The organism is Sphingobium aquiterrae (genome assembly GCF_037154135.1).
GTDB lineage: Bacteria > Pseudomonadota > Alphaproteobacteria > Sphingomonadales > Sphingomonadaceae > Sphingobium > Sphingobium aquiterrae.
In genome coordinates this window covers 219,413-242,660 of sequence record NZ_JBANFL010000006.1, presented here as the reverse complement: position 1 = coordinate 242,660, position 23,248 = coordinate 219,413, and the positions used below count along the sequence as shown (strand labels likewise).

22 protein-coding genes are annotated in these 23,248 nt (G+C 65.3%); 7 read left to right on the top strand and 15 right to left on the bottom strand.

Translation table 11 applies throughout. The annotated features are described in order from the left end of the window. Positions 1–9 precede the first annotated feature (9 nt). Positions 10–354: an ArsR/SmtB family transcription factor gene (locus tag WFP78_RS08775; RefSeq protein ID WP_025160953.1), complete on the bottom strand. Its 345-nt coding sequence runs from the start codon at positions 352–354 to the stop codon at positions 10–12. Positions 355–636: 282 nt separating this feature from the next. On the opposite strand from WFP78_RS08775, the gene WFP78_RS08770 reads away from it, so the two are divergent. The 7 genes from WFP78_RS08770 to WFP78_RS08740 are packed head-to-tail and all read left to right on the top strand — an operon-like array spanning position 637 to position 8,619. Beyond that, the gene (locus WFP78_RS08770) at positions 637–1,194 is read left to right on the top strand and encodes a TetR/AcrR family transcriptional regulator (RefSeq protein WP_473829052.1); all 558 of its coding nucleotides are present in this window, start codon (positions 637–639) and stop codon (positions 1,192–1,194) included. Further along, on the top strand, positions 1,191–2,222 hold the full coding sequence (hlyD, locus tag WFP78_RS08765) for a secretion protein HlyD (RefSeq protein ID WP_336960699.1): 1,032 nt from the start codon (positions 1,191–1,193) through the stop codon (positions 2,220–2,222). The genes WFP78_RS08770 and hlyD overlap by 4 nt, the downstream gene beginning before the upstream one ends. 1 nt (position 2,223) lies before the next feature. Continuing rightward, positions 2,224–3,996 carry an ATP-binding cassette domain-containing protein gene (locus WFP78_RS08760; RefSeq protein WP_336960697.1) on the top strand — a complete coding sequence of 591 codons (1,773 nt, stop codon included), beginning with the start codon at positions 2,224–2,226 and terminating at the stop codon, positions 3,994–3,996. Next, positions 3,993–5,150, top strand: a complete 1,158-nt coding sequence (locus tag WFP78_RS08755) for an ABC transporter permease (RefSeq protein WP_336960695.1) — start codon at positions 3,993–3,995, stop codon at positions 5,148–5,150. Before WFP78_RS08760 ends, WFP78_RS08755 begins: the two co-directional genes overlap by 4 nt. 6 nt (positions 5,151–5,156) lie before the next feature. Further along, positions 5,157–6,281: an ABC transporter permease gene (locus WFP78_RS08750; protein ID WP_336960693.1), complete on the top strand. Its 1,125-nt coding sequence runs from the start codon at positions 5,157–5,159 to the stop codon at positions 6,279–6,281. Next, the gene (locus WFP78_RS08745) at positions 6,278–7,762 is read left to right on the top strand and encodes an efflux transporter outer membrane subunit (RefSeq protein ID WP_336960691.1); all 1,485 of its coding nucleotides are present in this window, start codon (positions 6,278–6,280) and stop codon (positions 7,760–7,762) included. Before WFP78_RS08750 ends, WFP78_RS08745 begins: the two co-directional genes overlap by 4 nt. Next, positions 7,759–8,619 carry a class I SAM-dependent methyltransferase gene (locus WFP78_RS08740; protein ID WP_336960689.1) on the top strand — a complete coding sequence of 287 codons (861 nt, stop codon included), beginning with the start codon at positions 7,759–7,761 and terminating at the stop codon, positions 8,617–8,619. The genes WFP78_RS08745 and WFP78_RS08740 overlap by 4 nt, the downstream gene beginning before the upstream one ends. 7 nt (positions 8,620–8,626) lie before the next feature. On the opposite strand, the gene WFP78_RS08735 is transcribed toward WFP78_RS08740, so the two are convergent. The 14 genes from WFP78_RS08735 to WFP78_RS08670 form a co-directional block, all read right to left on the bottom strand. Next, positions 8,627–9,874, bottom strand: a complete 1,248-nt coding sequence (locus WFP78_RS08735; protein WP_336960687.1) for a TolC family protein — start codon at positions 9,872–9,874, stop codon at positions 8,627–8,629. Next, positions 9,871–10,170: a DUF3240 family protein gene (locus tag WFP78_RS08730; protein ID WP_336960685.1), complete on the bottom strand. Its 300-nt coding sequence runs from the start codon at positions 10,168–10,170 to the stop codon at positions 9,871–9,873. Before WFP78_RS08730 ends, WFP78_RS08735 begins: the two co-directional genes overlap by 4 nt. Further along, on the bottom strand, positions 10,163–13,234 hold the full coding sequence (locus WFP78_RS08725) for an efflux RND transporter permease subunit (RefSeq protein WP_336960683.1): 3,072 nt from the start codon (positions 13,232–13,234) through the stop codon (positions 10,163–10,165). The genes WFP78_RS08730 and WFP78_RS08725 overlap by 8 nt, the downstream gene beginning before the upstream one ends. Before the next feature lie 9 nt (positions 13,235–13,243). Next, positions 13,244–14,368, bottom strand: a complete 1,125-nt coding sequence (locus tag WFP78_RS08720; RefSeq protein ID WP_336960680.1) for an efflux RND transporter periplasmic adaptor subunit — start codon at positions 14,366–14,368, stop codon at positions 13,244–13,246. 58 nt (positions 14,369–14,426) lie between these two features. Then, positions 14,427–15,443 carry a sensor histidine kinase gene (locus WFP78_RS08715; protein WP_336960678.1) on the bottom strand — a complete coding sequence of 339 codons (1,017 nt, stop codon included), beginning with the start codon at positions 15,441–15,443 and terminating at the stop codon, positions 14,427–14,429. Then, on the bottom strand, positions 15,440–16,117 hold the full coding sequence (locus WFP78_RS08710; RefSeq protein WP_020819429.1) for a winged helix-turn-helix domain-containing protein: 678 nt from the start codon (positions 16,115–16,117) through the stop codon (positions 15,440–15,442). The genes WFP78_RS08715 and WFP78_RS08710 overlap by 4 nt, the downstream gene beginning before the upstream one ends. Before the next feature lie 85 nt (positions 16,118–16,202). Further along, positions 16,203–16,937, bottom strand: coding sequence for a cytochrome b/b6 domain-containing protein (locus WFP78_RS08705; RefSeq protein ID WP_020819428.1), 735 nt, complete (start codon positions 16,935–16,937; stop codon positions 16,203–16,205). Between the two features lie 71 nt (positions 16,938–17,008). Then, positions 17,009–17,710 (bottom strand): VIT1/CCC1 transporter family protein, encoded by a 702-nt coding sequence (locus WFP78_RS08700; RefSeq protein ID WP_020819427.1) that lies wholly within the window; start codon positions 17,708–17,710, stop codon positions 17,009–17,011. A 78-nt stretch (positions 17,711–17,788) separates the two neighbouring features. Further along, on the bottom strand, positions 17,789–18,121 hold the full coding sequence (locus WFP78_RS08695; RefSeq protein WP_021223103.1) for an energy transducer TonB family protein: 333 nt from the start codon (positions 18,119–18,121) through the stop codon (positions 17,789–17,791). 372 nt (positions 18,122–18,493) lie between these two features. Continuing rightward, on the bottom strand, positions 18,494–20,638 hold the full coding sequence (locus tag WFP78_RS08690) for a TonB-dependent receptor (protein WP_336960672.1): 2,145 nt from the start codon (positions 20,636–20,638) through the stop codon (positions 18,494–18,496). 63 nt (positions 20,639–20,701) lie between these two features. Continuing rightward, positions 20,702–21,097: a hypothetical protein gene (locus WFP78_RS08685; protein ID WP_020819424.1), complete on the bottom strand. Its 396-nt coding sequence runs from the start codon at positions 21,095–21,097 to the stop codon at positions 20,702–20,704. 81 nt (positions 21,098–21,178) lie between these two features. Continuing rightward, positions 21,179–22,519: a ferredoxin reductase family protein gene (locus WFP78_RS08680; protein WP_020819423.1), complete on the bottom strand. Its 1,341-nt coding sequence runs from the start codon at positions 22,517–22,519 to the stop codon at positions 21,179–21,181. A gap of 192 nt (positions 22,520–22,711) precedes the next feature. Beyond that, positions 22,712–22,978: a hypothetical protein gene (locus tag WFP78_RS08675; protein ID WP_025160949.1), complete on the bottom strand. Its 267-nt coding sequence runs from the start codon at positions 22,976–22,978 to the stop codon at positions 22,712–22,714. Positions 22,979–23,076: 98 nt separating this feature from the next. After that, complete coding sequence (locus tag WFP78_RS08670) at positions 23,077–23,247, bottom strand: hypothetical protein (protein ID WP_020819421.1); 171 nt, start codon at positions 23,245–23,247, stop codon at positions 23,077–23,079. Between the last annotated feature and the right edge of the window lies 1 nt (position 23,248).

The window sequence follows — 23,248 nt, the reverse complement described above, 5'->3', positions numbered from 1 at the left end:
GGAGTAACCTCAGGCCTTGCAGTCGAGCTCGCCGAACAGATCGGCGCACATTTCAGGGACGCCCTGGCAGCAGTCCTCCATCAGGAAGGCCAGCAGCCGGCGCATCCCCTCATAATCGGCGCGATAGTGGATGAGCCGGCTTTCCCGCTCGGACTCCACGAGTCCCGCCCGTTCAAGAATACCCAGATGATGCGACATGGTGGACGGAGGCACATTGGCGGCCTGCGCGATGGCGCCGGCGATCAGTCCATCGGGCCCTGCCTTCACCAACATACGAAAGACAGACAGGCGCGTGTCATGCGCCAGCGCGCCAAGCGCCTCGACGGCCGAGTCCTGCGGATTGAACTCCTTCATGGTCGATTCCATCCTTCCAAACTCATCGAATAATAGTAGGCGCCTGCGCGGTCAATCTACATTTCGAGAAGTATAGAATCATATACCACTATGGAGATGGCCGATGGTCTGAGTGACCATGATGCACTCATGCGGATGGGCCGACAGCCTCGATCCAGGCGGAACCATCTTGCGCCAGACGCTCATGACAGATAGATAGTAATAGATTACTATCTTTTGAAGGCGCAAGCTATGAACGGGCGGTCCAAACATCTTCCCGCTGACGAGCGACGGGCGGCGACCGTGGAGGCGGTGGTCGACCTGGCTGCGGAACAGAACCCGAGCGACATCACCACGACGGCCATCGCCCAACGGATGGGTCTGACCCAGGGCGCGCTCTTCCGCCACTTCCCGACCAAGGACGCCATCCTGCAGGCGGTCATGTCCTGGGTGACCGAGCGGTTGCTCGCCCGCGTGGACAAGGCGATCGAAGAAGCCGCCTCTCCGGCTGCCGCGCTTGAGGCGGTTTTCATGACGCATATCGATTTCGTGTCTGATCACCCGGGCGTGCCGAGAATGCTGTTCGGGGAGTTGCAGCGACCGGGCGAGACGCTTCCCAAACGCATGGCCCAGACCCTGATCCGCCATTATGGCGAACGGCTGCATACCCTGCTCGACGCCGGAAAGACACGGGGCGAACTGCATGCGGACCTCGATCCGGAAGCCGCGGCCACCCTGTTTATCGGCACGGTCCAGGGCCTGGTCATGCAATCCATGCTGGCGGGCGATGTGACTCGCATCCGCCGCGATGCGCCCGGCGTGTTCGCCATCTATCTGCGCGGCGTCGGAGCATCATCATGAAGAACATCCGCCTGTCCGGCACAACAAAGCGGATCCTGATTATTGCCGCCGTCATCGCAATCATCGGTGCCGGATGGTTGTGGATGCAGCGGGGCAGCCGCGACGGTGACGCACTCACCCTGTACGGCAATGTCGACATCCGGGAGGTGCAATTGGCCTTCCGCCAGTCCGGCCGCGTCACGCAGATGCCGTTCGATGAAGGCGATCATGTCGAGCCGGGCGCACATATGGCGACTCTCGACGCGCAGCCGTTCGAGGAAGCGCTCGCGGCCGCCGACGCCGCCGTAGCGGTCGCACAGGCAGACCTCGACAAACTGCGCCGCGGGCTGCGGCCGCAGGAGATTGCGCAGGCGCAGGAGGCCCTCAATCAGGCCCTGGCCGTCGCCAGGGACACGGAGCGGAATTTCGACCGTCAGAGCCAGTTGCTCGCGTCGGGAGCCGCCAGTCAAAAGACGGTCGATGCCGCGCGCACTGCGCGCGATCAGGCCGCCGCCAGTGTCAAGGCGGCCCGGGCCGCGCATTCGCAAGCCGCCGAAGGCTTCCGCAAGGAAGACATCGCGGCGGGGCAAGCCCGCCTCGCCGCCGCACAGGCAGCACGGGCTCAAGCCGCCACCGCTCTTGCCGACACGGTTCTGCTTGCACCCAGCACCGGCACAATCATCGCACGGGTGCGCGAACCCGGCAGCATGGTTGTCAGCCAAAGCCCGGTCTATAGCCTCAGCCTTGATGCACCGGTTTATGTCCGCGCCTATGTCGGCGAACCGGATCTGGGGCGCATCGCGCCCGGAATGCGGGTGCGCGTTCGCAGCGACTCGTCCGACAAGACCTATCAAGGCCAGATCGGGTTCATATCACCGCGGGCGGAGTTCACGCCAAAAACGGTAGAAACCACCGATCTGCGCACGGATCTGGTCTATCGCCTGCGGATCGTGGTCACCAATGCCGATGCTGCGCTGCGTCAGGGCATGCCGGTAACGATCGAGGTCGAAGCCGGACAAGCCACCGGCGCGCGCGCCAAAGGCCGCTGACGTGCCGCCCGCCACCGCGCCACAGGAGCAAAATGGCGATGTCGCGGTCGTCATCGACAGGTTGAGCAAGCATTTCGGCAGTGCGCCTGCGTTACAGGATCTCAGCGCGCAGATAAGCTATGGCCGACTGACCGGGCTGGTCGGGCCGGACGGCGCGGGCAAGACCACCCTGATGCGTATCCTGACAGGACTGCTGGTGCCGAACAGCGGCCACGCCACGGTAGCGGGCTTCGATGTGGCGGACGACAATGACGCCGTCCATGTTGCGACAGGCTACATGCCGCAACGCTTCGGGCTCTACGAAGACCTGTCGGTCATGGAGAATATGCGCCTCTATGCACAGCTGCGCGGCATGGATGCCGATGGGCACGCCGACCTGTTTGCCCAATTGCTCGACTTCACGCGCCTTGCCCCTTTTACCGGACGCCTGGCGGGCAAGCTCTCCGGCGGCATGAAGCAGAAGCTGGGCCTCGCCTGCGCGTTGATGGCCCGGCCTGCCGTCCTGCTGCTCGACGAACCGGGCGTCGGCGTCGATCCGGTCAGCCGTCAGGACCTGTGGCGCATGGTGCAGGCGCTGACCGACGAAGGGATGGCCGTGGTCTGGTCGACTGCCTATCTCGACGAAGCCGAACGCTGCGACAATGTGCTGCTGCTCAACGAAGGGCAGCTCGCCTATGACGGACCGCCCGGAGAGCTGACCGCGCGCCTTACAAGCCGGAGCTTTCGGCTGGAACAGGTCGGCGAGCGGCGGCGGGCCATGCTAGCCGAAGTGCTCAGCCTGGACAGTGTCGGCGACGGGGTGATCCAGGGCGCCGGCGTCCGCGTGGTGCTGCGCGCCGATGCGGGAACCGAGCAAATTAGCGCGCTCGCCGATCGGGTCGGCGCGCAACTGAAAGCGGTGCCTGCCCGCTTCGAGGATGCTTTCATTGATCTTCTGGGCGGCGGTCCGGGCGGCACATCGGCGCTTGCCGAAGGGATGCCGCCGGTCGAACTGGCTTCAGACGTTGCCGTCTCCTGCCGCGATCTGACCAAGCGTTTCGGCGATTTCACCGCCACCGACATGGTGAGCTTCGAGGTCCGCAAGGGCGAGATATTCGGTCTGCTCGGGCCGAACGGCGCCGGCAAATCGACCACCTTCAAGATGCTGTGCGGCCTGCTCAAACCCACCAGCGGCGAAGCGCAGGTGGTGGGGCTGGACCTGCGCCGGGCGACCGGTGCTGCCAAAGGCCAGCTTGGCTATATGGCGCAAAAATTCTCGCTCTATGGCCTGCTGTCCGTGCGGCAGAACCTGGAGTTCTCCGCGGGCGTCTATGGCCTGAAAGGCGCCGCGCGGCAGGCGCGGATCGACGAGATGATCGACATCTTCGGGCTGCAACCCTGGTTGTCGGCGGCGCCGGATTCGCTGCCGCTCGGGGTCAGGCAGCGTCTGGCGCTGGCCTGCGCGGTGATGCACCGCCCGCCCGTGCTGTTCCTGGATGAACCGACTTCGGGCGTCGATCCCATCACAAGGCGCGAATTCTGGACGCATATCAACGGGCTTGCTCGCAAGGGGGTGACGGTGATGGTCACCACCCACTTCATGGACGAGGCGGAATATTGCGACCGGGTGGCGATGCTCTATCGCGCCCGGCTGATCGCGCTCGACACGCCGGACGCCCTCAAACGCAGCGCGGTAAGCGATCTCCGTCCGGACCCGACCATGGAAGACGCCTTCATTCATCTGGTCGAAGCCGAGGACCGCGCTGACAAAGCCCGCAGCGGAGTTGCCGCATGAACGGCGCGGGCGAATCGCGAACGGACCTTCAAGCCATGCGCCGCTTCGATCCGAAGCGCCTTTGGGCGCTGGTGTTCAAGGAAAGCCTGCAGGCGATGCGCGATCCGTCCACGCTGCTGATCGCCTTCGCCCTTCCGGTCGTGCTGCTGCTGCTGTTTTCCTATGCGGTGTCGCTCGACGTGCGCGCGGTGCGCATCGGCGTCGTGCAGGAATCGCAGTCCGCTTCGGCACAATCATTGGCGGCCGCCTTCGCCGGCACCCGCTATCTGGACGTCACCTTCGCCCATGACCGGCGCGAGGTCGCGGAACGGGTCGTCTCAGGCGATTTGCGCGGCTTTGTGGTGATCCCGCAGGATTTCGAGCAGCGCCTGGCTGATCGCGGCGCGCGACCTCTGGTGCAGATCATCGCCGACGGTTCGCAGCCAAATACGGCGAATTATGTCACCAATTATGCGCAGGGCGTGGTGCAGACCTGGCGGGGCGGGCTTGAGGGCGAGACGCCACGCCCCGCCGTCACGATGGAGCCGCGCTACTGGTTCAACGCCGAACTGGAAAGCCGCCGCGCGCTGGTGCCCGGCGCGATCGCCATTGTCATGACCATCATCGGCACCATGCTGACCGCGCTGGTGGTCGCGCGCGAATGGGAACGCGGCACGATGGAAGCAGTGCTCTCCACCCCCGCATCGGTCGCCGAAATCCTGATCGGCAAGCTCCTGCCCTATTTTGCGCTCGGCATGCTGGCCACGCTCGGTGCGACCGCGCTGGCGGTCTTCGTGTTCGGCGTGCCGCTGCGCGGATCGCTGGCGGCGCTCCTGCTGCTTTCGGCCACCTTCATGGTGCCGGCGCTGGGCCAGGGGCTGCTGATTTCGTCTGTCACCCGCAATCAGTTTCTGGCCGCGCAGATCGCCTTGTTCTCCGGCTTTCTGCCGGCCTTCATGCTGTCGGGCTTTCTCTATGAGATCGACGCGATGCCCGCGCCGATCCGGGCCATCACCTGGGCGATACCGGCGCGTTATTTCGTCTCTTCGCTGAAAACCGTCTTTCTGGCCGGAGACATCTGGGCGGTCTTCGTGCCGAACCTGCTGGCGATGGGCGCCATCGGCGTCCTGTTTTTCCTCCTGGCCAAGCGCGCCACGCGCAAGAATCTGGAGTGACGAGCCATGACGCGGCACAATGGTTATCTCTCCTTCACCCGGCTGCGGGCGCAGTTCATCAAGGAAGTGCTGAGCATCCTGCGCGATCCGCGCAGCCGCATGGTGGTGTTCATGCCGCCGCTGCTGCAACTGCTGGTGTTCGCCTTCGCCGCGACGCTCGAAGTGCGCAATGTCGATATTGCCGTGCACAATCAGGATGCGGGCCGCTGGTCGCATGAACTGATCACGCGGCTCGATCGGGCCGACTTCATTACGCAGGTCTATCGCGTGACCGACGGTCAGGAACTGGGACGCCTGATCGACCGGGGCAAGGTGATCGCGGCGCTCGATATCCAGCCGGACTTTTCGCGCGCAATCGCTGCCGGAGACAGCGGCCGCGTTCAGATGCTGATCGACGGCCGGCGCAGCAATTCGGGGCAGATCACCGCCAGTTATCTCTCCGCCATCGCCGCCGAAGTCGGCGCGGAGGCCAACCCCGGCACAGGTCCTGCGACGCCGGTGGCGGTGCGCAACTGGTTCAATCCCAATCTGACGTATCGCTGGTTCATCGTGCCCGGCCTCTCCGGCATCCTGGCGTTCTTCAGCGCGCTGCTCATAACCTCGCTGTCGATCGCCCGTGAGCGCGAACTGGGAACGTTCGACCAGTTGCTGGTGTCGCCAACCTCCACGCCGGAAATCATCCTGTCCAAATCCTTGCCGGCGCTGGTCATCGGTACCATGCTCGGACTTCTGATGATGGCGGCCGCCGCGGGACCGTTCCGGATTCCGTTCAACGGGTCGTTCGCGCTGCTGTTTGTCAGCCTGGTCCTGTTCATCCTGTCGGTGGTGGGCATCGGCCTGATGATTTCGGCGATCAGCGCGACCCAGCAGCAGGCCATCCTCGGCGCCTTCGCCATCGGCGTGCCATCCGTCCTCATGTCGGGCTTTGCCACGCCGGTCGAGAACATGCCCATGCTGCTGCAATGGCTGGCGCAGGCAATTCCGCTCACCCATTTCCTGATCATCGTCGAAGGCAGCTTTCTCAAAGCCATGGCGCCGGGCGACATAATTGCCAGCCTCTGGCCATTGGCGCTGATCGCCCTGGTGTCGCTCACTATGGCCACCATCTTCGTTCGAGGACGTCTGCAATGATACGCATCCCCCATCGGTGGCCGCACCTTGCGGCGGTGATAGTCGGCTGCACCTCGTTGACGGCCTGTGTCGTCGGCCCCGACTATCGCGCGCCACCGTCCGTTGATACCGGCAGCGGCTGGACCCGGCCGGTCGCGGCAGACTCCGCGCCAACCGGCCTTACCCGCTGGTGGAAGGCCCTGGGTGACCCCGAACTGGAGAGGCTGGTCGATACCGCGCTGGCGCAAAATCTGGATATCCGGCAGGCCGCCGCGCGGATCGACGAGGCCCGCGCGCTGCGAGACCGCGCCGCTGGCCGGCAACTGCCCACGGTTTCTGCTGGCGCCAGTGTGAACCAGCGTCGGCAAAGCGAGAACGGCCCGCTGCCCGTTGGGTCCATTCCCGGCCTTGATGCGTCTCAGACGATCTACGATGCCGGCTTCGACGCGGCCTGGGAACTCGACCTGTTCGGCGCCAACCGGCGGGCGCTGGAAGGCGCCAACGCCCACTTGCAGGTGACTGAAGCCGAAGCGCAGGGCGTGCGCATGCGCATCGCGGCCGAGGTCGCACGCGCATGGTTTGAGGCAACCGGCGCCAGAGAAGAATTGCGCGCGCAGCGGGCGACGGTCGCGACGCTGCACCAGACGCTGGAACTCATGCGCGGTCGCGCTGCGCTCGGCGATGTTGCCGGTGCCGACGTGGACGCAGCCCATGAACGCTGGGCCGCCGCCAACGCCCTGCTGCCGGGCATAGAGGCGCGGCAGCGCGGGGCAGTGCTCGGCCTTGGTGTCCTGCTCGGCTCACCGCCGGAACGTGAACTCAAGCTGCTCGATGCCGCCGCGTCGTCTCTCATGCTGCCGGCGCTGCCCGTGGGGGAACGTGCCGACATATTGCGTCGCCGCCCCGATGTTCTGGCTGCCGAACGGCGCCTCGCCGCCAGCACCGCCGATCTCGGCGTGGCGACCGCCGAACTGTTTCCCAGGCTCTCCATAGCAGCGGGCGGCGGATTTCAGGCGCTTAGCACGGGCGACTGGTTCGGCGCCTCCAGCACCCGCTACTCGATCCTGCCGCTCATTTCCTGGCGCCTGTTCGACGGCGGCCGCGTGCGCGCGGAGATACGCGCGCGGGAGGCCGTTCAGCGGCAGGCCGCGCTGGGCTATGAACAGGCCGTCCTGGCCGCATTGGGCGACGCGGAGCGCGCCTTGAGCGACTATGACGCCGGACGCGATGCGCTCGCGCGTCGTCAAACGGCGCTCGAGGCTTCACGCCGGAGTTTCAGCCACGCCGAGGCCCGTTTTGCGGCCGGCGATATCGCGCGGATTGAACTGCTTGCGGCCGAGCGCCTCCTGCACGAAGCTGAAACGGCCTGTGCCCGCGCGCATGCCACAACGGCGGTGCAACTGGTGGCGTTGTACAAGGCGATCGGTGGGGGCTGGGACTTGTCCGATACGCCGACTCCCAAACACGTTTCAATTGGTGCCACAGTGGGAGAAGGGCAATGAATGACGCTGACGGGAACAGCAAGGAACCGGTCGCGCACGACTGGGCGGGGGAAGCGGGCACACGCTGGCTTGCCCAGCTCGACCGTTTCGAGAGCATGATCGAACCGATCGGCGAAGCACTGCTCGCGCGAGCGGCCCATGTTGCCGGGGAGAAGGTGGTCGATATCGGCTGCGGCGGCGGCTGGACGACGAGGCGGATCGCCGAACGGATCGGCAACACGGGATTGGCGCTCGGCCTCGACATATCGCCCGAACTGGTAGCGGCCGCCAGCGAGCGGGCACGGCACGCCGGTCTTGCCAACATCCGCTTCGAACAAGGCGACGCCGCAACGGCCATGCCTGAAGAAGCGCCGTTCGACCGGCTCCACTCCCGCTTCGGCACGATGTTCTTTCCCGATCCCTATGCCGCATTCGCCAATCTGCGCCGAATGCTACGTGCTAGTGGAAGGCTCGACATCGCGGTGTGGGCGCCGATCGCCGACAATCCGTGGCAGCGCAATGTCATGGCCGCGATCCGCCGGCATATCGACCTGCCGACGCCGCAGCCGCGCGAGCCCGGCCCCTTCGCGCTGGGCGAGCAGGACTATGTGACCGATCTTCTGCGAAGTGCCGGATTCTCCAACATATCGTTCGACGCCTGGACCGGGGATCAGCGCGTCGGTGGTCCCGGCAGCGATCCCGAGAGCGCCACCCGCTTCGTGCTCGACGGCATGCAGGTCGGCGATCTCGTCCGGGCGAGCGGGAATGACACGCGCGTGGCCGTTCACCGCAGCCTCGTCCAACTGTTCGAGCGCAATTGCGATGATGAAGGTGTTCGCATGGGCGCGAAAGCCTGGCTGGTGAGCGCCCGCGCGTGACCTGGCGTCAACCGCCATCCTCATCGTGAACCACCCACAGGCTATGTGAGTCGATTTCCAGCTTGAGCAGGGCGCGGGCCGCTTCCGATCGCGCCATGATCTCCGACCGGCGCGCTTCACCCGCCTGACGGCGGGCATAGAGCAGGTCGGCAAGGTCGATCTGGCCGAGCTGGTAGCCACGTTCGGTTCGGGCCAGCGCGTTGGCGGCGCTTTGCGCTGACAGGTCCGTGTTTTTCCACGCTTCCAGCCGCAAGGTGGCGCTGGACAGATCGGCATCGGCGATGGCCCTCACCGTCCGCTGGACGGACATATGCTCAAGCTGCGCGGCATTGCCTTCCGCGGAAGCCCGATCCGCCGCCGCGCGCCGGTGGCCGCCGCCCAGCGGCATCGACATCACCAGCCCCGCGCCCTGTTCCATGCCACTGCGTTCGCTGAACAGGCGGACGCCGAAGGATGGATCGGCGATCCGATCCGCGCGAACGCGCCGCGCGACGACCGCCAGCCGCTGCGCCTCGCGCTCGGCGGCGCGGATTTCATGGCTGCGTTCGATCACCAGATCCCGCATCGCCGCAAGCTTCTGTGGCGGCACCATCGCGACGGAGGTTTCCGGCGGTTCGGTGGGCAGCGGTATCTCTGGAAAATTCGCGGCCAGCGCCACGCGCGCCTGCTCGCGCGCCGCGAGCGAGTTCGCGGCCTGGGCCTGGGCCTGAGCCATTGCCGCCATGGCCTGATCAACATCGAGCGCCGCCGCATCGCGCAGCGCCACGCGCCGGCGCAGCGCGGACAGCTCCTTTTCCAGCCAGCGCACCGTATCGAGGTCGTTGCGATACAGCGCGCCGGCGACCAGCCAGTCGTTCCAATAGCCGGAGAGCAGCAAAGCCGTCTGATGCCGGGCATCCTCCATCCGGTTTTCCGCGACCTCTATGCCCAGGGCGCCCGCCTCGCGATCGAGCGCCGCCTTGCCCGGCAGACGGAACGGACGGGCGATCGTGGCGTCGAACTCGTCATAGCCGCCTTCCCTGTCCACGCTGCGGCGAACATAGCTGCCGGTAACGGCAATTTCATGGGTCCCCTTCGCCAGCATGTCGCGTTCGGCGCGGGCCGCGTCCACCCGTGCCCGCGCAGCCGCCACGGCCGGATGATTGTCCAGCGCTTCGGCAACCTTTTCGCTCGGCGGCAAATCGGCGCGCTGGGCAAGGACCCCAGCGGGCGTGAGCAACGCGACAAGCGCCCCCAAGAAAAGCGACGATCTCATGCGATCCTCCCCCGGGCTGACACCGGGACTACGTGCCAGCGCACCGGCAGCGACCGCTTCGATTGGGTGACCGCGTTAACCAGTGTCCCAAGGGCATCCTCATCGACAATCAGTTCCAGCGCGCTGCGGCGTAACAGGCCCGACACCCGTTCCGCCGTGCTGGCGTCGCCGAAGTCCCAGCCGCGCACCGCCTGTTCGGCGATATGGATCGGCGCGTCGCAGGCGGCGCGGAGTGCGTCGGTCACGCTATCAGCGTCATGCGAGGCGCAATGGAAAGTCAGCAGGATGTCAGCCATTGTCGGTTTCTCCCGCGCTTTCGCCGAAACGCTCGAACAGGATCGGCAGCAGAATGAGCGTCAGCAGGGTGGAGGTGATCAGGCCGCCGATCACGACGATGGCGAGGGGGCGCTGGATCTCCGATCCCGGGCCGGCCGCGAACAGCAGCGGCACCAGGCCGAACGCCGTGATGCTGGCGGTCATCAGGACGGGACGCAGGCGCCGTTCGGCGCCGAGGCGCACCGTTTCGGCCATGCTCCGCCCATCGGCGCGGAGCTGGCGGAAATAGGTGACCATGACCAGCCCGTTGAGCACCGCGATGCCGAGCAGGGCGATAAAGCCCACCGAGGCGGGAACCGACAGATATTCTCCCGAAGCCCAGAGCGAGACGATCCCGCCGACCATGGCGAAGGGGATGTTGACAAGGATGAGCACCGAGGCGCGCATCGAACGCAGCGTTGCCAGCAGCACGAAGAAGATCAGCAGCAGTGCGATCGGGATCACGACCGCCAGCCGGGCCGAGGCGCGCTGCTGGTTTTCGAACTGCCCGCCCCAGACGATGCTGTAGCCGGCGGGCAGTTTGACCTTCGCGCCGACCTCGGCGCGCGCCTCGTCGACATAGCCGACCAGATCGCGCCCGGAAACGAACGCCTGCACCAGCGCGAAGCGCGACCCGTTCTCATGGTCGAGCTTGACCGGCCCCTCGGTCCGCTCGATCCGCGCCATGTCGCTGACCCGGGCGACTATGCCGGTCGGCGTATGCAATTGCAGATCGGCAAAGCGGGCGGGATCGGCGCGCAGCGTCTCATCGCCGCGAATGACGATCGGCACGCGTTTCTGGCCGTCGGCGACGATGCCGACATGGGCGCCTTCGACCTGCGCGCGCAGCGCATCCTGTATCCGATCGACCGGCATGCCGAAGCGACCGGCGGCGGCGCGGTCGATGTCGAGCTGGAGATAATCGACGCGATCATTGGCGACGGTCAGCACTTCGGAGGCGCCATCGACGTTCGATAATATCTGCTGCACCTGATCGGCCAGTTCGCCCAGCGTCGCCAGATCCGGCCCGAAAATCTTGACGGCAAGGTCGCCGCGTGCGCCGGTCAGCATTTCGGAAACGCGCATTTCGATCGGCTGGGTGAAGCTCGGCTCGATGCCGGGCAGGCCTGCCATCGCCTTGCGCATATCCTCGACGATGAGATTCTTGTCGCCGCGCCATTCGGAGCGCGGCTTCAGGCGGACGAAGCTGTCGGTCTCATTGGGGCTCATCGGATCGAGGCCGATTTCGTCCGATCCGACGCGCGCGATCACGTCCTGCACTTCCGGCACGCGCATCAGCGCGCGCTGCGCGGCCATGTCGCCCTCGACCGACTGGTCGAGATCGATGGAGGGCAGCTTGGTGAGCTGGACGATGATCGACCCTTCATCCATCGTCGGCATGAAGGTCTTGCCGACCGCGCCATAGGCGATGCCGGCGATGACGAGCCCCGCCGCCGACAGCCCGTAGACCAGCCGCTTGCGTGCGAAGGCGCCGTCGAGAAGCCCCCGGTAGCGAGGGCCAAGCTGGCGCATCAACCACGGCTCGCCATGATGGCCGTTTTTAAGGCCAAAGGATGCGAGCACGGGAACCAGGGTGAGCGCGAGCAGCAGCGAACCGGCGAGCGCGAAGACGATGGTGAGCGCAACCGGCGCGAACAATTTGCCTTCAAGCCCCTGCAATGACAGCAGCGGCAGGAAGACCAGCGCAATGATGGCGATCCCGGCCGAGACCGGCACGATGACTTCGCTTGCCGCCTGATAGACGAGGTTGAGGCGCGGGGTTCCCTCCTCATGCGCCCGGCCGAGCCGTTCGACGATATTTTCCACCACCACGATCGACCCGTCGACCAGCAGGCCGATGGCGATAGCGAGGCCCCCAAGGCTCATGAGATTGGCGGACAGGCCCATGCCCTGCATGAAAAGGAAAGTGATGAGCGCCGCCATCGGGAGGGTAGCAGCGACAATCGCCGCCGCCCGCCAGTCACCCAGGAACAGGATGAGCAGCACGACGACAAGCACGGCCGCTTCGAGCAGGGCTTTCTCGACCGTGCCGACGGCGCGCGCGATCAGATCGGACCGATCGTAGAAAACATCGACATGGGTGCCGGCGGGCAAGGTGCTTTCGATTTCCGCGAGGCGGGCGCGGACACCATCGACCACCTGCCGCGCATCGGCGCCGCGCAAGGCGATCACCAGTCCTTGAACAGCCTCCGCCTGGCCATTCTTGCTGACCGCGCCATAACGTGTGAGGCTGCCGATGCCGACCGTCGCCAGCTCGCCGAGCCGAACGATGCGGTCGCCGCGGCTCACAATGACCAGTTGCTGGAGATCCTCGACCGACCGGATCGCCCCCACCGCACGCACGATCAGGGCTTCCTCGCCGCTTTTCAGGCGTCCCGCGCCATCGTTGCGGTTGCCGCTTTCGATCGCCGTCTCGATGTCCGCGATGGAGAGGCCTGCCGCCGCAAGCGCAACGGGATCGGGCCTGACTTCGAAGGTTCGCACAAAGCCGCCCAGCGCGTTCACATCGGCGACGCCGGGCACGGTGCGGAGCGCGGGGCGGATGGTCCAGTCCAGCAGTTCGCGCTTCTGCTGCAGCGAGAGCGGCCCCTCGATGGTGAACATGTAAATGTCCGAAAGCGGGGTGGAGATGGGCGCAAGGCCGCCGCTGACCGACGCGGGCAGATCGGTCATCACATTGGACAGCCGCTCGGCCACCTGCTGGCGCGCCCAATAGATGTCGGTGCCGTCGACAAAATCTATGGTGATGTCGGCGATGGCATATTTCGCGGTGGAGCGCAGGATGGCCTGATCGGGAATGCCGAGCATTTCCATCTCGATCGGCGTGATGACGCGGCTTTCCACCTCCTCGGGCGTCATGCCCGGAGCCTTGAGGATGATCTTCACCTGGGTCTGGGCGATGTTCGGATAGGCATCGACGGGCAGCGTCATAAAGGCCCAGGTGCCCAGCCCGGCAATGGCCAGCGCCAGCGCGATGACGAGCAGACGCCAGGACAGCGAGGCGGCGACCAGCGAACGCAACATCGCCCGGACCTATCGCGACAGAGCGAGCGCCTTGAGCGCGCTCGTGCCGGAAATGACCACCTGCTCGCCCGGCCTGACGCCCGAAAGCAGCACGGTCTGTCCCCCGATGGAACCGCCCCCGGCGCCGCTCGTCATCACGTCGCGGATCGCATATCCGCCGCCAGTGGCGACGAAGACGATGGTCTTGTCCCCGATCATGGCGATCGCGCCGGAAGGCACGCTGACGGCACCGGCCGGCGCCGGGCCGGACAGCGACAGGCTGGTCGCGCGGCCGGCGATGATACCTGGCCCGGCGGGAATCTCGGCCTTGAGCATGGCGGAACGGGTGGCGGGGTCTATCGTCGATCCCACGGCCGTGACGCGCCCGGCGATGTCGGGTTCGATCAATATGCTCATGCCGGGCCGGACCGCACCGACGAGCCGTTCGGGCAACTGGCCGACAAGCTCATAGCGGTTGGCGGCGTCGATCACATAAGGCGCGGTGGTTCCGTCCACCGGAGTGCCCGTCTGGATGCTGGCGGCGGTCACACGCCCGGCGATCGGCGCGGTCAGCGTATAGGTGCCGCTCACGCCCGAACCGTTGACCATTTTCAGGATGCGCGCCTTTTCAGAAACATCCGCGCCCGCTTCGGCCGCCAGGGCATGGGCTTCATCGGCCCGCGCGCCAGCGATGATACCTTCGCGGGCAAGCTGCGAAAGGCGAGCGGCATTCGACCGGGCAACGCCTGCCCGCGCATTGGCCCGCGTGAGGTCCCCCCCCATCGTCAACACATCGCGGCTGGAAATGACCGCGAGCGACTGGCCCTGCCGGACGGTATCGCCTTCGACCACCAGCGTCCGCATAACCACGCCGGGAAAGGTCGCGGCCACGGCCACGCGCGCATTGGCGGGCGGCTGGATCACCGCGGGAATGACAGCGATGGGCGCCTCTGTCGCGGCGATGGCGGGCGCCACGCGGATACCAAGCTGAGCGGCCTGTTTGCGATCAACGGGCAGAACGCCCGGCGCCGCTTTTCCGGCTTCGGGGAATGAAGGGGCGGGTTCGGGCGCCGTGCCGGACCCGGCAAGCCACCAGATCCCCAACACGAGCGCGATGACGGCAAGGCCGGCAAGGACATAGTTCCGCTTCGACATGGGCTTCGCCTAGTGCGCGAAACTGACGAGACCCTGACGGGGCGCAATGCTCGGCGCTTCAGGCGCCGGGGAAATGCAGGGACAATTCCCGCACGGCGGGATCGGTGGTCAGCCGTCCGCCGTGCGCCGCCATGATCCGGTCGACGATCGCCAGGCCAAGCCCGGCGCCGTTGGTGCTGGCATGGTCCGCCCGGCTGTGCCGCCGCACAAGTTCGCGAAGGCGTTCGGGTGAAAGGCCCTCTCCGCCATCGCCCACCGCAATCACCGGATCCGGGCCAACCCGTATATTCACCGTGCCTCCCAACGGCGTCACCCGGACAGCATTCTCGATAAGGTTCCGCAAGGCGGCCGCGATTGCTTCACGCCGGCCCCGCGCCATTGGGATCCCGCTGCCCACATCGAGCGTGATGGCTTTCCCTTCCGCGATGATGGCCGGGGCAAGAAGGCTGACGACATCGCGCGCAATCTCGACAAGGGACACGGATTCCAGCGGGAATTGTGCGGCAGCTGTGGCATCAACCTGGGCTAGCAGCATGAGCTGGTCGACCAGGCGGCGCATCCCGGCGACATCGTTCTTGAGGCGCGCGGCGTCGTCATGATCGAGCCGGTCGAATTCGAGCGACAGCACCGCGAGCGGCGTGCGCAGTTCATGCGCGACATCGGCGGCAAAGGCTTCCTGGCGCATGGCGGCGTCGTCAAGCCGGCCGAGCAGATCATTGACGGCATCCGTGAACGGCAGGGCTTCGGCCGGCAGATGGGACGTGTCTATGCGAAAGCCGCGTTCGTGCCCACGCGCGGCCTCGATCGCGGTTGCGGCTTCCTCAAGGGAGCCAAAAGCCTGTCGGATCACGCGCCGCACGACGAAGGCGACGGGCACCATCAGCACGACCAGTGGAAGCGCGACATGCTCCAGCATCTCGCGCACGGCCTTGATCAGCGCGTCCTGCGCCGTCAGATCGTCGAATGTCAGGCTGTAGAAAAAGACGACCGCTGCAAGCAACAAGATGGTGCCGACAAGGCCGACGAGAGCAAGCCCTCGCGCAAGTTTGCGCGACACGGAGCGCCGATAGGTCACGCCGCGACATCCTTCAGCATATAGCCGACGCCGCGGATGGTGTGGAGCGCGCCAGTGGCACCAGCCTCGTCCAGCTTCCGGCGCAAGCGGGAGACCGCCGCTTCCACGGCATTGGGCGTCACCGGCTCGTTGAAATTGTAGAGCGCATCCTCGATCGTCTCGCGGCGGACGACGGTTCCCGCCCGCCGTAGCAGCAATTCCAGGAGGTCGGCCTCCCTGCGGGACAGATCGATGGCGTAGTCCCCGCAGTGCGCCGTGCGCGCCGCCGTGTCGAACCGCAGGCAGCCCGCTTCCAGCACAGGTTGCGCGCGCGGGCCGGGGCGGCGGAGCAACGCGCGAATGCGCGCGGCCAGTTCATCGATCTCGACAGGCTTGACGACATAATCGTCGGCGCCGGCGTCAAGCCCCGTGACCCGGTCCTCCAGCGCGCCGCGCGCGGTCTGGATGATCGCGGGCGGCATTTGCCGATACTGGCGACGGTTCGCCAGCCAGGCGACGCCATCGCCGTCCGGCAGGCCGAGATCGAGTATGATCGCGTCATAGACCGCGCCACCCAGTGCGCTGTCCGCATCGGACAGGGTCGTGGCGATGTCGCACGAAAAGCCCCGGCGCTGAAGGCCGTCCGCAACCAGCTTCGCCAGCCGGTCATTATCCTCTATGACAAGAACGCGCATCTATGCCGGCTTTCCTAGCACGATCCCGCCTCAATTCCCGCCCTGCAATCTGACCAGTCCCGCGCGGGGATCGAAAGAGGCCGTCTCAATCCCGGTCATTATCCTCGCCTTGAACGGCTGTTCCACCTTCGATTTCATGCCCTTGCTTTGCCTCGCCGTGCGACTGCGCACTGAACGCCGCGGAATCGTAGCGCAGGATGCCAAACACCGTCATCCCGATCACCAGGACGGCCAGCAGCACCGCGACGACGGCCGGCCGACGGGCATCGTGGGCGCCAGGGTGCAGAGCGACGCTCTTGCGGCCAGTAACCATGGCGCGCGCGAGATTTTCGCGGGTGAAGACGGACATCAGGACCACCGCTGCGACATGAACGCCGATGAGCGCCAGCAGGCCATAGGCAATCGCCTCATGAAGATCCTCGTCGGCCTGCCCCGCGTCGACCTGGATGCCGGTCCACAGCACCGCGCCGGTTGCAATGAGCATGGCCAGAACAGCGAGCGCCCCCAGCGGATTGTGCCCGATCGTGCGTTGTGGATGACCCGTCACAAGTTCCCGGACGTGGGACAGAAGGCGTGACGGTCGCACGAAATTGGCAAAACGCGCATGCTCGCCGCCGATAAACCCCCAGACAAGACGAAAGACAAGCAGGACAGCGGCGGTCCAGCCTGCCGCCATGTGCCAGTCCGCGATTCCGCTGTCTCCTTCCGAGGACAAAAAGGCAATCGTGATCGCCGCGACCAGCAGCCAGTGGAAAAGCCTGAGCGGGGCATCCCAAACCCTGAAACTATCACTGTAGCTCGTTTTTGCCATGAGCATCATTTGTCTCCTTGGCCTTTGGCCATAAGAGAGATTGCTGACGGCGCGCTGACGAACGCGGGGCAGCGATCACGTCAGACAGCCGCTCCGAACAGGCTGCCCACGCCTGCCGTCAACGCCATCGCCAGGGCGCCCCAGAACGTGACGCGGACGATCGACCGCATGACAGGGGCCCCGCCCGCCTTCGCGCCAAGCGCCCCGAGCAGCACGAGGCACAGAAGCGAAACGGCGACGACGAGCGGTATCAATTGCTGTCCCGGCGCGGCGGCAACCACCGCCAGCGGCATGATCGCCCCGGCGCTGAACGTCGCGGCGGATGTGAATGCCGCCTGCAACGGCCGCGCCGTGGATATGTCGGAAATTCCCAGCTCATCGCGGGCATGCGCCCCAAGCGCATCGTCCGCCATGAGCTGGTCGGCAACCTTGAGCGCAAGATCGGGGTCCAGGCCGCGCGCCATATAGATGTCCGCCAGTTCCTGCCGCTCGAGCCCGGGCTGCGTTGTCAGTTCCGCCGTTTCGCGGGCGAGGTCCGCCTTCTCGGTATCGGCCTGCGAGCTGACCGAGACATATTCGCCGGCGGCCATCGACATGGCGCCGGCGACAAGCGCCGCGATGCCGGCAACGAGGATGCCTGATCGGTCCGTTCCCGAAGCGGCGACGCCGACAATGAGGCTTCCTGTGGAAACGATACCGTCATTGGCGCCAAGGACCGCCGCGCGGAGCCAGCCGATACGTGATACCGCATGTCGTTCGGGGTGAGCGTGCAAGCGGGTCATGGGTCCTCCAGCCAAGGGTCGGCACAAGACCATGACCGCATTTGCTGACCAGCTCCTGACGCAATGTGATTTCCGGCGCTAATTGAAATGGAAAGGCAGGACGCAATCGAGCGTTCCCACGCCGAGACTTTCAGGCGGGCGCGGAAAGGGCGCCGCCAGGCGAACCGTGCGAAGGGCGAGCCGGTCAAGCTGCGCATTGCCGCTGGATTGCGCGAGCGAGATCTCGCGCAAGGCGCCGTCAGCACCGATGGAAAAATTAATCAGCGCCTCACCCTCAAGATGAAGGCCCGCCGGGCGTCTGGCGGCAATCCATTCCCACAACCGCCGAAGATAGGCCGCACGCGCAGTGCTGAGCGTTGATGACGCAGCCTGCGGCGAAGCAGGTTGGGGATGCGGCATGTCGACGTTCATGCGGGCAGGCAAGGGCGACGGTGCGACAGGTAGCGTCAAGGCAGCCTGATCGGAGGCAGGCCGGTCGGGCGACGCCTGCGGCCCTTGCCGCGCGCGTGTCGCTGGCGTTGTACTGGGGGGCGTCAGCTGATTTGCCGGTCTGGGGGCGGCTTTCGGCCGGCGGGCAGACGGCTGTTCGGTTTCGAGCGAAGGCAGCGTCATGATCGTGACCGTGCGGGGTTCCTCCCGCCTTTCGGGGATTAGACGCGGACTGTGGCTCCACAGGCCATAGGCCGCAAGAACACCCGCATGCAGGGCAAGCGACACGAGGAACCCGAAAGCCCTCGTATCGCTCGCCTGGGCCAGCCGGTATGCTGGACTGGCGGCCATGCCTCAGAATTTCGCAGTCAGGCCGATGTTGAAGGAGCGGCCACGACCAGGCACCGGCCGCAAGTCGCCGGTCGCCTTGTAATCGCCGAGCGACATGCCGCCCAGCGGCAGATCATAGCCCTTGTCGAACAGGTTCTGGACATCCAGGCCCAGCCGGTAATTGCCCCAGGCATAGCCGGTCCGAAGATTGACGAGCGCATAGTCGTCCGTTCGGGGTTCGTTGCGCGTGGCGTCGACCCGGTTCTTGTCCGCCACGACCGTCAGTTCGACCGCGCTCTCCCAGCCCCCGAGCCGATGCTCCAGCGCAAACGTCGCGTTGAACGGCATCTGATGGTAGAGCGACCCGCCGTCGTCCAGATTGCGCCCGCGCAACCAGCTTGCCGTTGCGGTCAGTTTCGCCGTGCCGGCCGATGACGACTGCCACAGCGCAAGCGAACCCGAGACATCGACGCCATATAGCTCGGCTTCGCGGTTGGCGAACCGAAGCTGCACGAACCCCGTCGGCGTGCCCATCATATTGGTGAAATCGGCCAGCTTCACGACATCGATATAATCATGGACGCGCGTGTAATAGGGTGCGATCCTGAGCGTCCAGCCATTGGCGCCGGCGCCTTTCAGACTGACCGCGGCACTTATCGTATCAGCCCTTTCGGGCTTCAGGGTGGGATCGCCGACATAGCCGTTGCCATCACCGAACCAGCCGATCATCCGGCTCGACATCGAACCGCGTCCCCAGCTGTAGCGCTCATAGACGCCCGGTGAACGGCTCTTGCGCGCATAGCCCAATTCGAGCGTCGCCTGATCGCTCGGCGCATAGCGGACAAGGGCCGTGGCGCTCCAGTTGCTGTCATGCCGTTTGCGATCCGCGGCGTTGAACGCGGTGGCCGCCATCGCGTCGGCCATATTCATCATCGAGGTGGAATAGGGCTGGACCTCGCCGGTGTTCATCCAGACCTGATCGTTGCGCACGCCGACCAGCGTGGTGAGCTGCGGCGTCCACTTCGCCTCCCAATCGGCAAAGGTGCCAAGCCGGTCGCGCTTCGCGCCGTTCACATTGATATAGGTGTTGGGCCCCATCATCATGTGGCCCGCGACCGCCGGCCAGTAATCATTGAGCCATTGGTGGTGGAATTCGCTCCCGAGACGCAGCGTGTCGCGATTGGACAGCATAATGTCGCCCTTGAGCGTATAGCCGGCGCTATGAACCTCGGTGTTCATGGGCATGCCGCCGGTCGCGGTGCCGCCCTTGTCCGCCAGGAAGTTCATCCGATGATCGGTGTCGCGATAGAAGGCGCGCAGGTCCAGATCGCCCCAGTCGAAGGCGCCCTTCCAGTGACCGTTCAGATACCAACTCTTGTTGGATGTCATGTCCATATACTGGTTGGGAAAGCCCTCGTACGGCGAGAAATGGTAGCCGCCCTTCAGTTCGAACAGCCCGATATCGGTCTGCGCGGCCAGGCTCAGCGCATGGTCCGTCTTCTTGTATTCAGTCGAACGGACGGTGCCGTCACGGCCGCCGCCCTTGTAATTGTCGGACTGGGTGAAGGAACCGGCATAGCTGAGGCTGAGCCGGTCGCTCGCCGCCGTGATCGAAAGTGCGCCGCCGAAGCCGTCGCCGTTACTGCGGTAGAAGGTGGACAGTTCGCCCGTCAGCAATCGTTTGCCCGCCTTGGCGAAGCGCGGTGTCAGGGTTTCCACCGAAATCGCGCCGCCGATGCTGTCACCGCCCATGCTGACCGGCGTCACGCCCGTGATGACGCTGATCGCGTCGATCGTCTGCGGATCGGTGTAGGACAAAGGCGGGTTCATCGCATTCGTGCAGGCGATGTCGATCGGCACGCCGTCGACCAATATGGTCAGCCGCTGGCTTTCGAGGCCCCGGATCACCGGCAGGCTGGAAAAGCCACCGGCGCCGAAGCTGCTGACCCCCGGCAGGCGGCCGATCAGCGCCGCCGTATCGCTTGTTCCCGATTGCAGGGGTGCGACCTTGTCACGCAAAAGGATCTCGGACGACACGGGACCGGCAGGGCGATCCTCGGAATCGATCCCGATGGACGGAAGAACCTGTGTATCCTGCGCAAAGGCACTCGCGGCCGACAGGCCATAGAATATTGCAGCCGCGCTCGCGGCTTTGGAAATGACAGACATGGATGGATCCTGATCCGGGCGCGCGGCGGTCCGCGCGCCGTTGAAAACGAACGGCGAAAGGGATCAGGCGGCTGTTGGCGGTCCTATTGGCGGAGGCCGCAGAAATGGCGAGGCACCGGGCAGGGCGAAAGATAGGCCAAGAAAGCCCATCGCCAGGATGAAGGCAATGGCGAGCGCCAGCAGGATCGGGTCGGCGGCGGCGAGCGCCGGCGACGACAGACCCGAGAAAGCGCAAGGCATGTCGGCCTGCTTGTGATCCGCGGGATCATGATCGCCGGACCTGCCCGGAAGCTCCATCATGACCGTTTGCGGACCCTGGCCCGAGCAGAGCTGGACCAATATCGTACCCGAAGAGACGGTCGGCATGAACCCGGCCGGCACCAGCACCTTCAGCATGAGCGCGGCCCCGGCCAGCCAGATGGCCAGCCAGCGATGCCGGGCAAGGAAGGAGCGGATCATGGTCACGGGAGCGGTCTTTAGAAATCGGTCCTGCTGATGTCGAGGTGACAAGTCGGATTTTTTCGCATACATCGCCTTGACTTAGCGCATCGCGAACAGCTCCTGATGGAAACGTTTCGCTACCGGAAAGCCCAGCGCGGCAAAGTCCCGGCGCAGCGTTTCACCAAATCCAAGGGGGCCGCAAAACCAGAGGCTCGCCTCCCGCCATTCCGGCACGGCGGCGCGTATTCGCTCGCCATCGAGGCGGCCATCGCGTGCATCGACCAGAACATGCAGGCGAATATGGGCAGCCGCCGCATCCGCTTGCAGCTTGCCCAGAGCCTCCTCGTCGACTTCGGCCGTGCAGTGGAAGAGATCAATCTCCGCGCGCGCGCCTTCGGGACTCTGGGCCAGATACTTCATGCGGGCGATGAACGGCGTGATACCGATCCCGCCACCGATCCAGATCTGACGGGCGCTATCATCGTCGAATGTGAAGCATCCATAAGGCCCCTCGATCCTGATCTCCTGGCCGACATGGAGTTTTTCGGGCAGGCGCCGCGTATGATCCCCCAGTCCCTTGGTGATGAAGGTGATCCGCCGCTCATCCTCGCGCCAGGCGGACGCGATGGTATAGGGATGCGGCCCTTCGGCCGGGTCCGACACGGCAAAGGCGAACTGGCCGGGTCGGTGGCCGGGCCACCCCTCCCCCATGTCGACGATGGTCTCGAGCGCCCGCACGCCCGGATAATGGTGGATGGCGGCAATCCTGCCCGGCACCTGCCGGTCCCGGCCTGCGCGGCGCGACAGAATGAGGATCGCCGCCCCGGTGCCGCAAGCAAGCAGCGCCGCCAGCGTGAGGCCGTACGGAGACAGCCAGTAGCTGAACGTCGTCAGGATCACGGCATGAAAGACCAGCACGAGATAGGCCAGCGCCAGAAGCCGATGCGTTCGATAGAAGAAGCGGTAGGGAATGCGCTGGATGAGCGCGACGGCGATCAGCGCAACCACGGCATAAAAGGCCCACTCGCCCAGACCCTCCGCCGTGTGGCGGAGACTGGCGAACAGGGCCTCGACAGGATTGCTTGCGGGCGGTTGCGGGCCACGCGACGGTCGTTCGAGCCAGCCCCACCCCACGGCCCATTTCGGACCCTTCGCCCACAGCCAGTGCGCGATGGCCGTGACCAGTGCCGCGATGCCGAGCCATTTGTGGAGACGATACATCTTGTCCAGTCCGCCCAGCCCATGTTCGGGCCAGCGGGGGCGGATGGCGAGCATCATCGCGACGCTCATGCAGGCGATCGCCAGCGCGCCGCTATACTGCACCGCCGCGCTGCGGATCGCGAAAAAGCCGGACGACCGGAATATGGACAGGTCCGCAAGAAGCCACAACATGGTGACCAAGGCGGCCAGGCCCCAGAATGTCAGTCGCAGGTTGCGCATTTCGATCCTTGTCCGGCCCTTGCGTCAATTGTTCCCTTCGCCCTGTAGCGATCGGCCCAGCTGTGGGATTGATTTCGGACAAGAAGGCAGAACCCCTTGCTCGGCGCATGCGAACATCGCCGACAAGTCTGACGAAAGCCTGACGAGCATTACCCAAATTCGATAGTGTCAGGCCTCGCAGCGTGACATATTTTACGAAATGGGTGCACCATCGGCAGCATAGGTCCGGCTCCGGTCGTATTCGTGGTCGCCCGCTTCGTCGACAAGATAGCCGGACACTTCTTCGGCGTAGTCCGCTTCAAGCACTCCTGTAGCACTCGGAATCAGACGAACACCGAAACCGTTGGCAAAGAGAAGGCGATCTGCCTCCTTCATTGCTGCAAACTGGTCATGTGCGGTCACGCCCAGTTTGACGCGCACGGTGGCATAGACGTGAACGAAATGGGTTGGCGCAGACATGCTGATCTCCCTTTGAGGCATTGGAATGATCGCGGGTGACAGGCCCAGATGCCTTGGCGCACGGCCGACATCGTCAGCCCCGATCGAGGCCGAAGTCATCAGCGGGGTTCGATGACGTCCCGCAATATAGTGCTGAGGGCATCATTGATCGCGTAAAGCACACCGCTATGGGCAGTGTCGCCCATGCCGTCGAGATAGAGATCCGGGATTAGATTGTTGACTGCATGCGTCGCATCATCAACGAGTTGATCGAATTCGTCCTCGGTCATG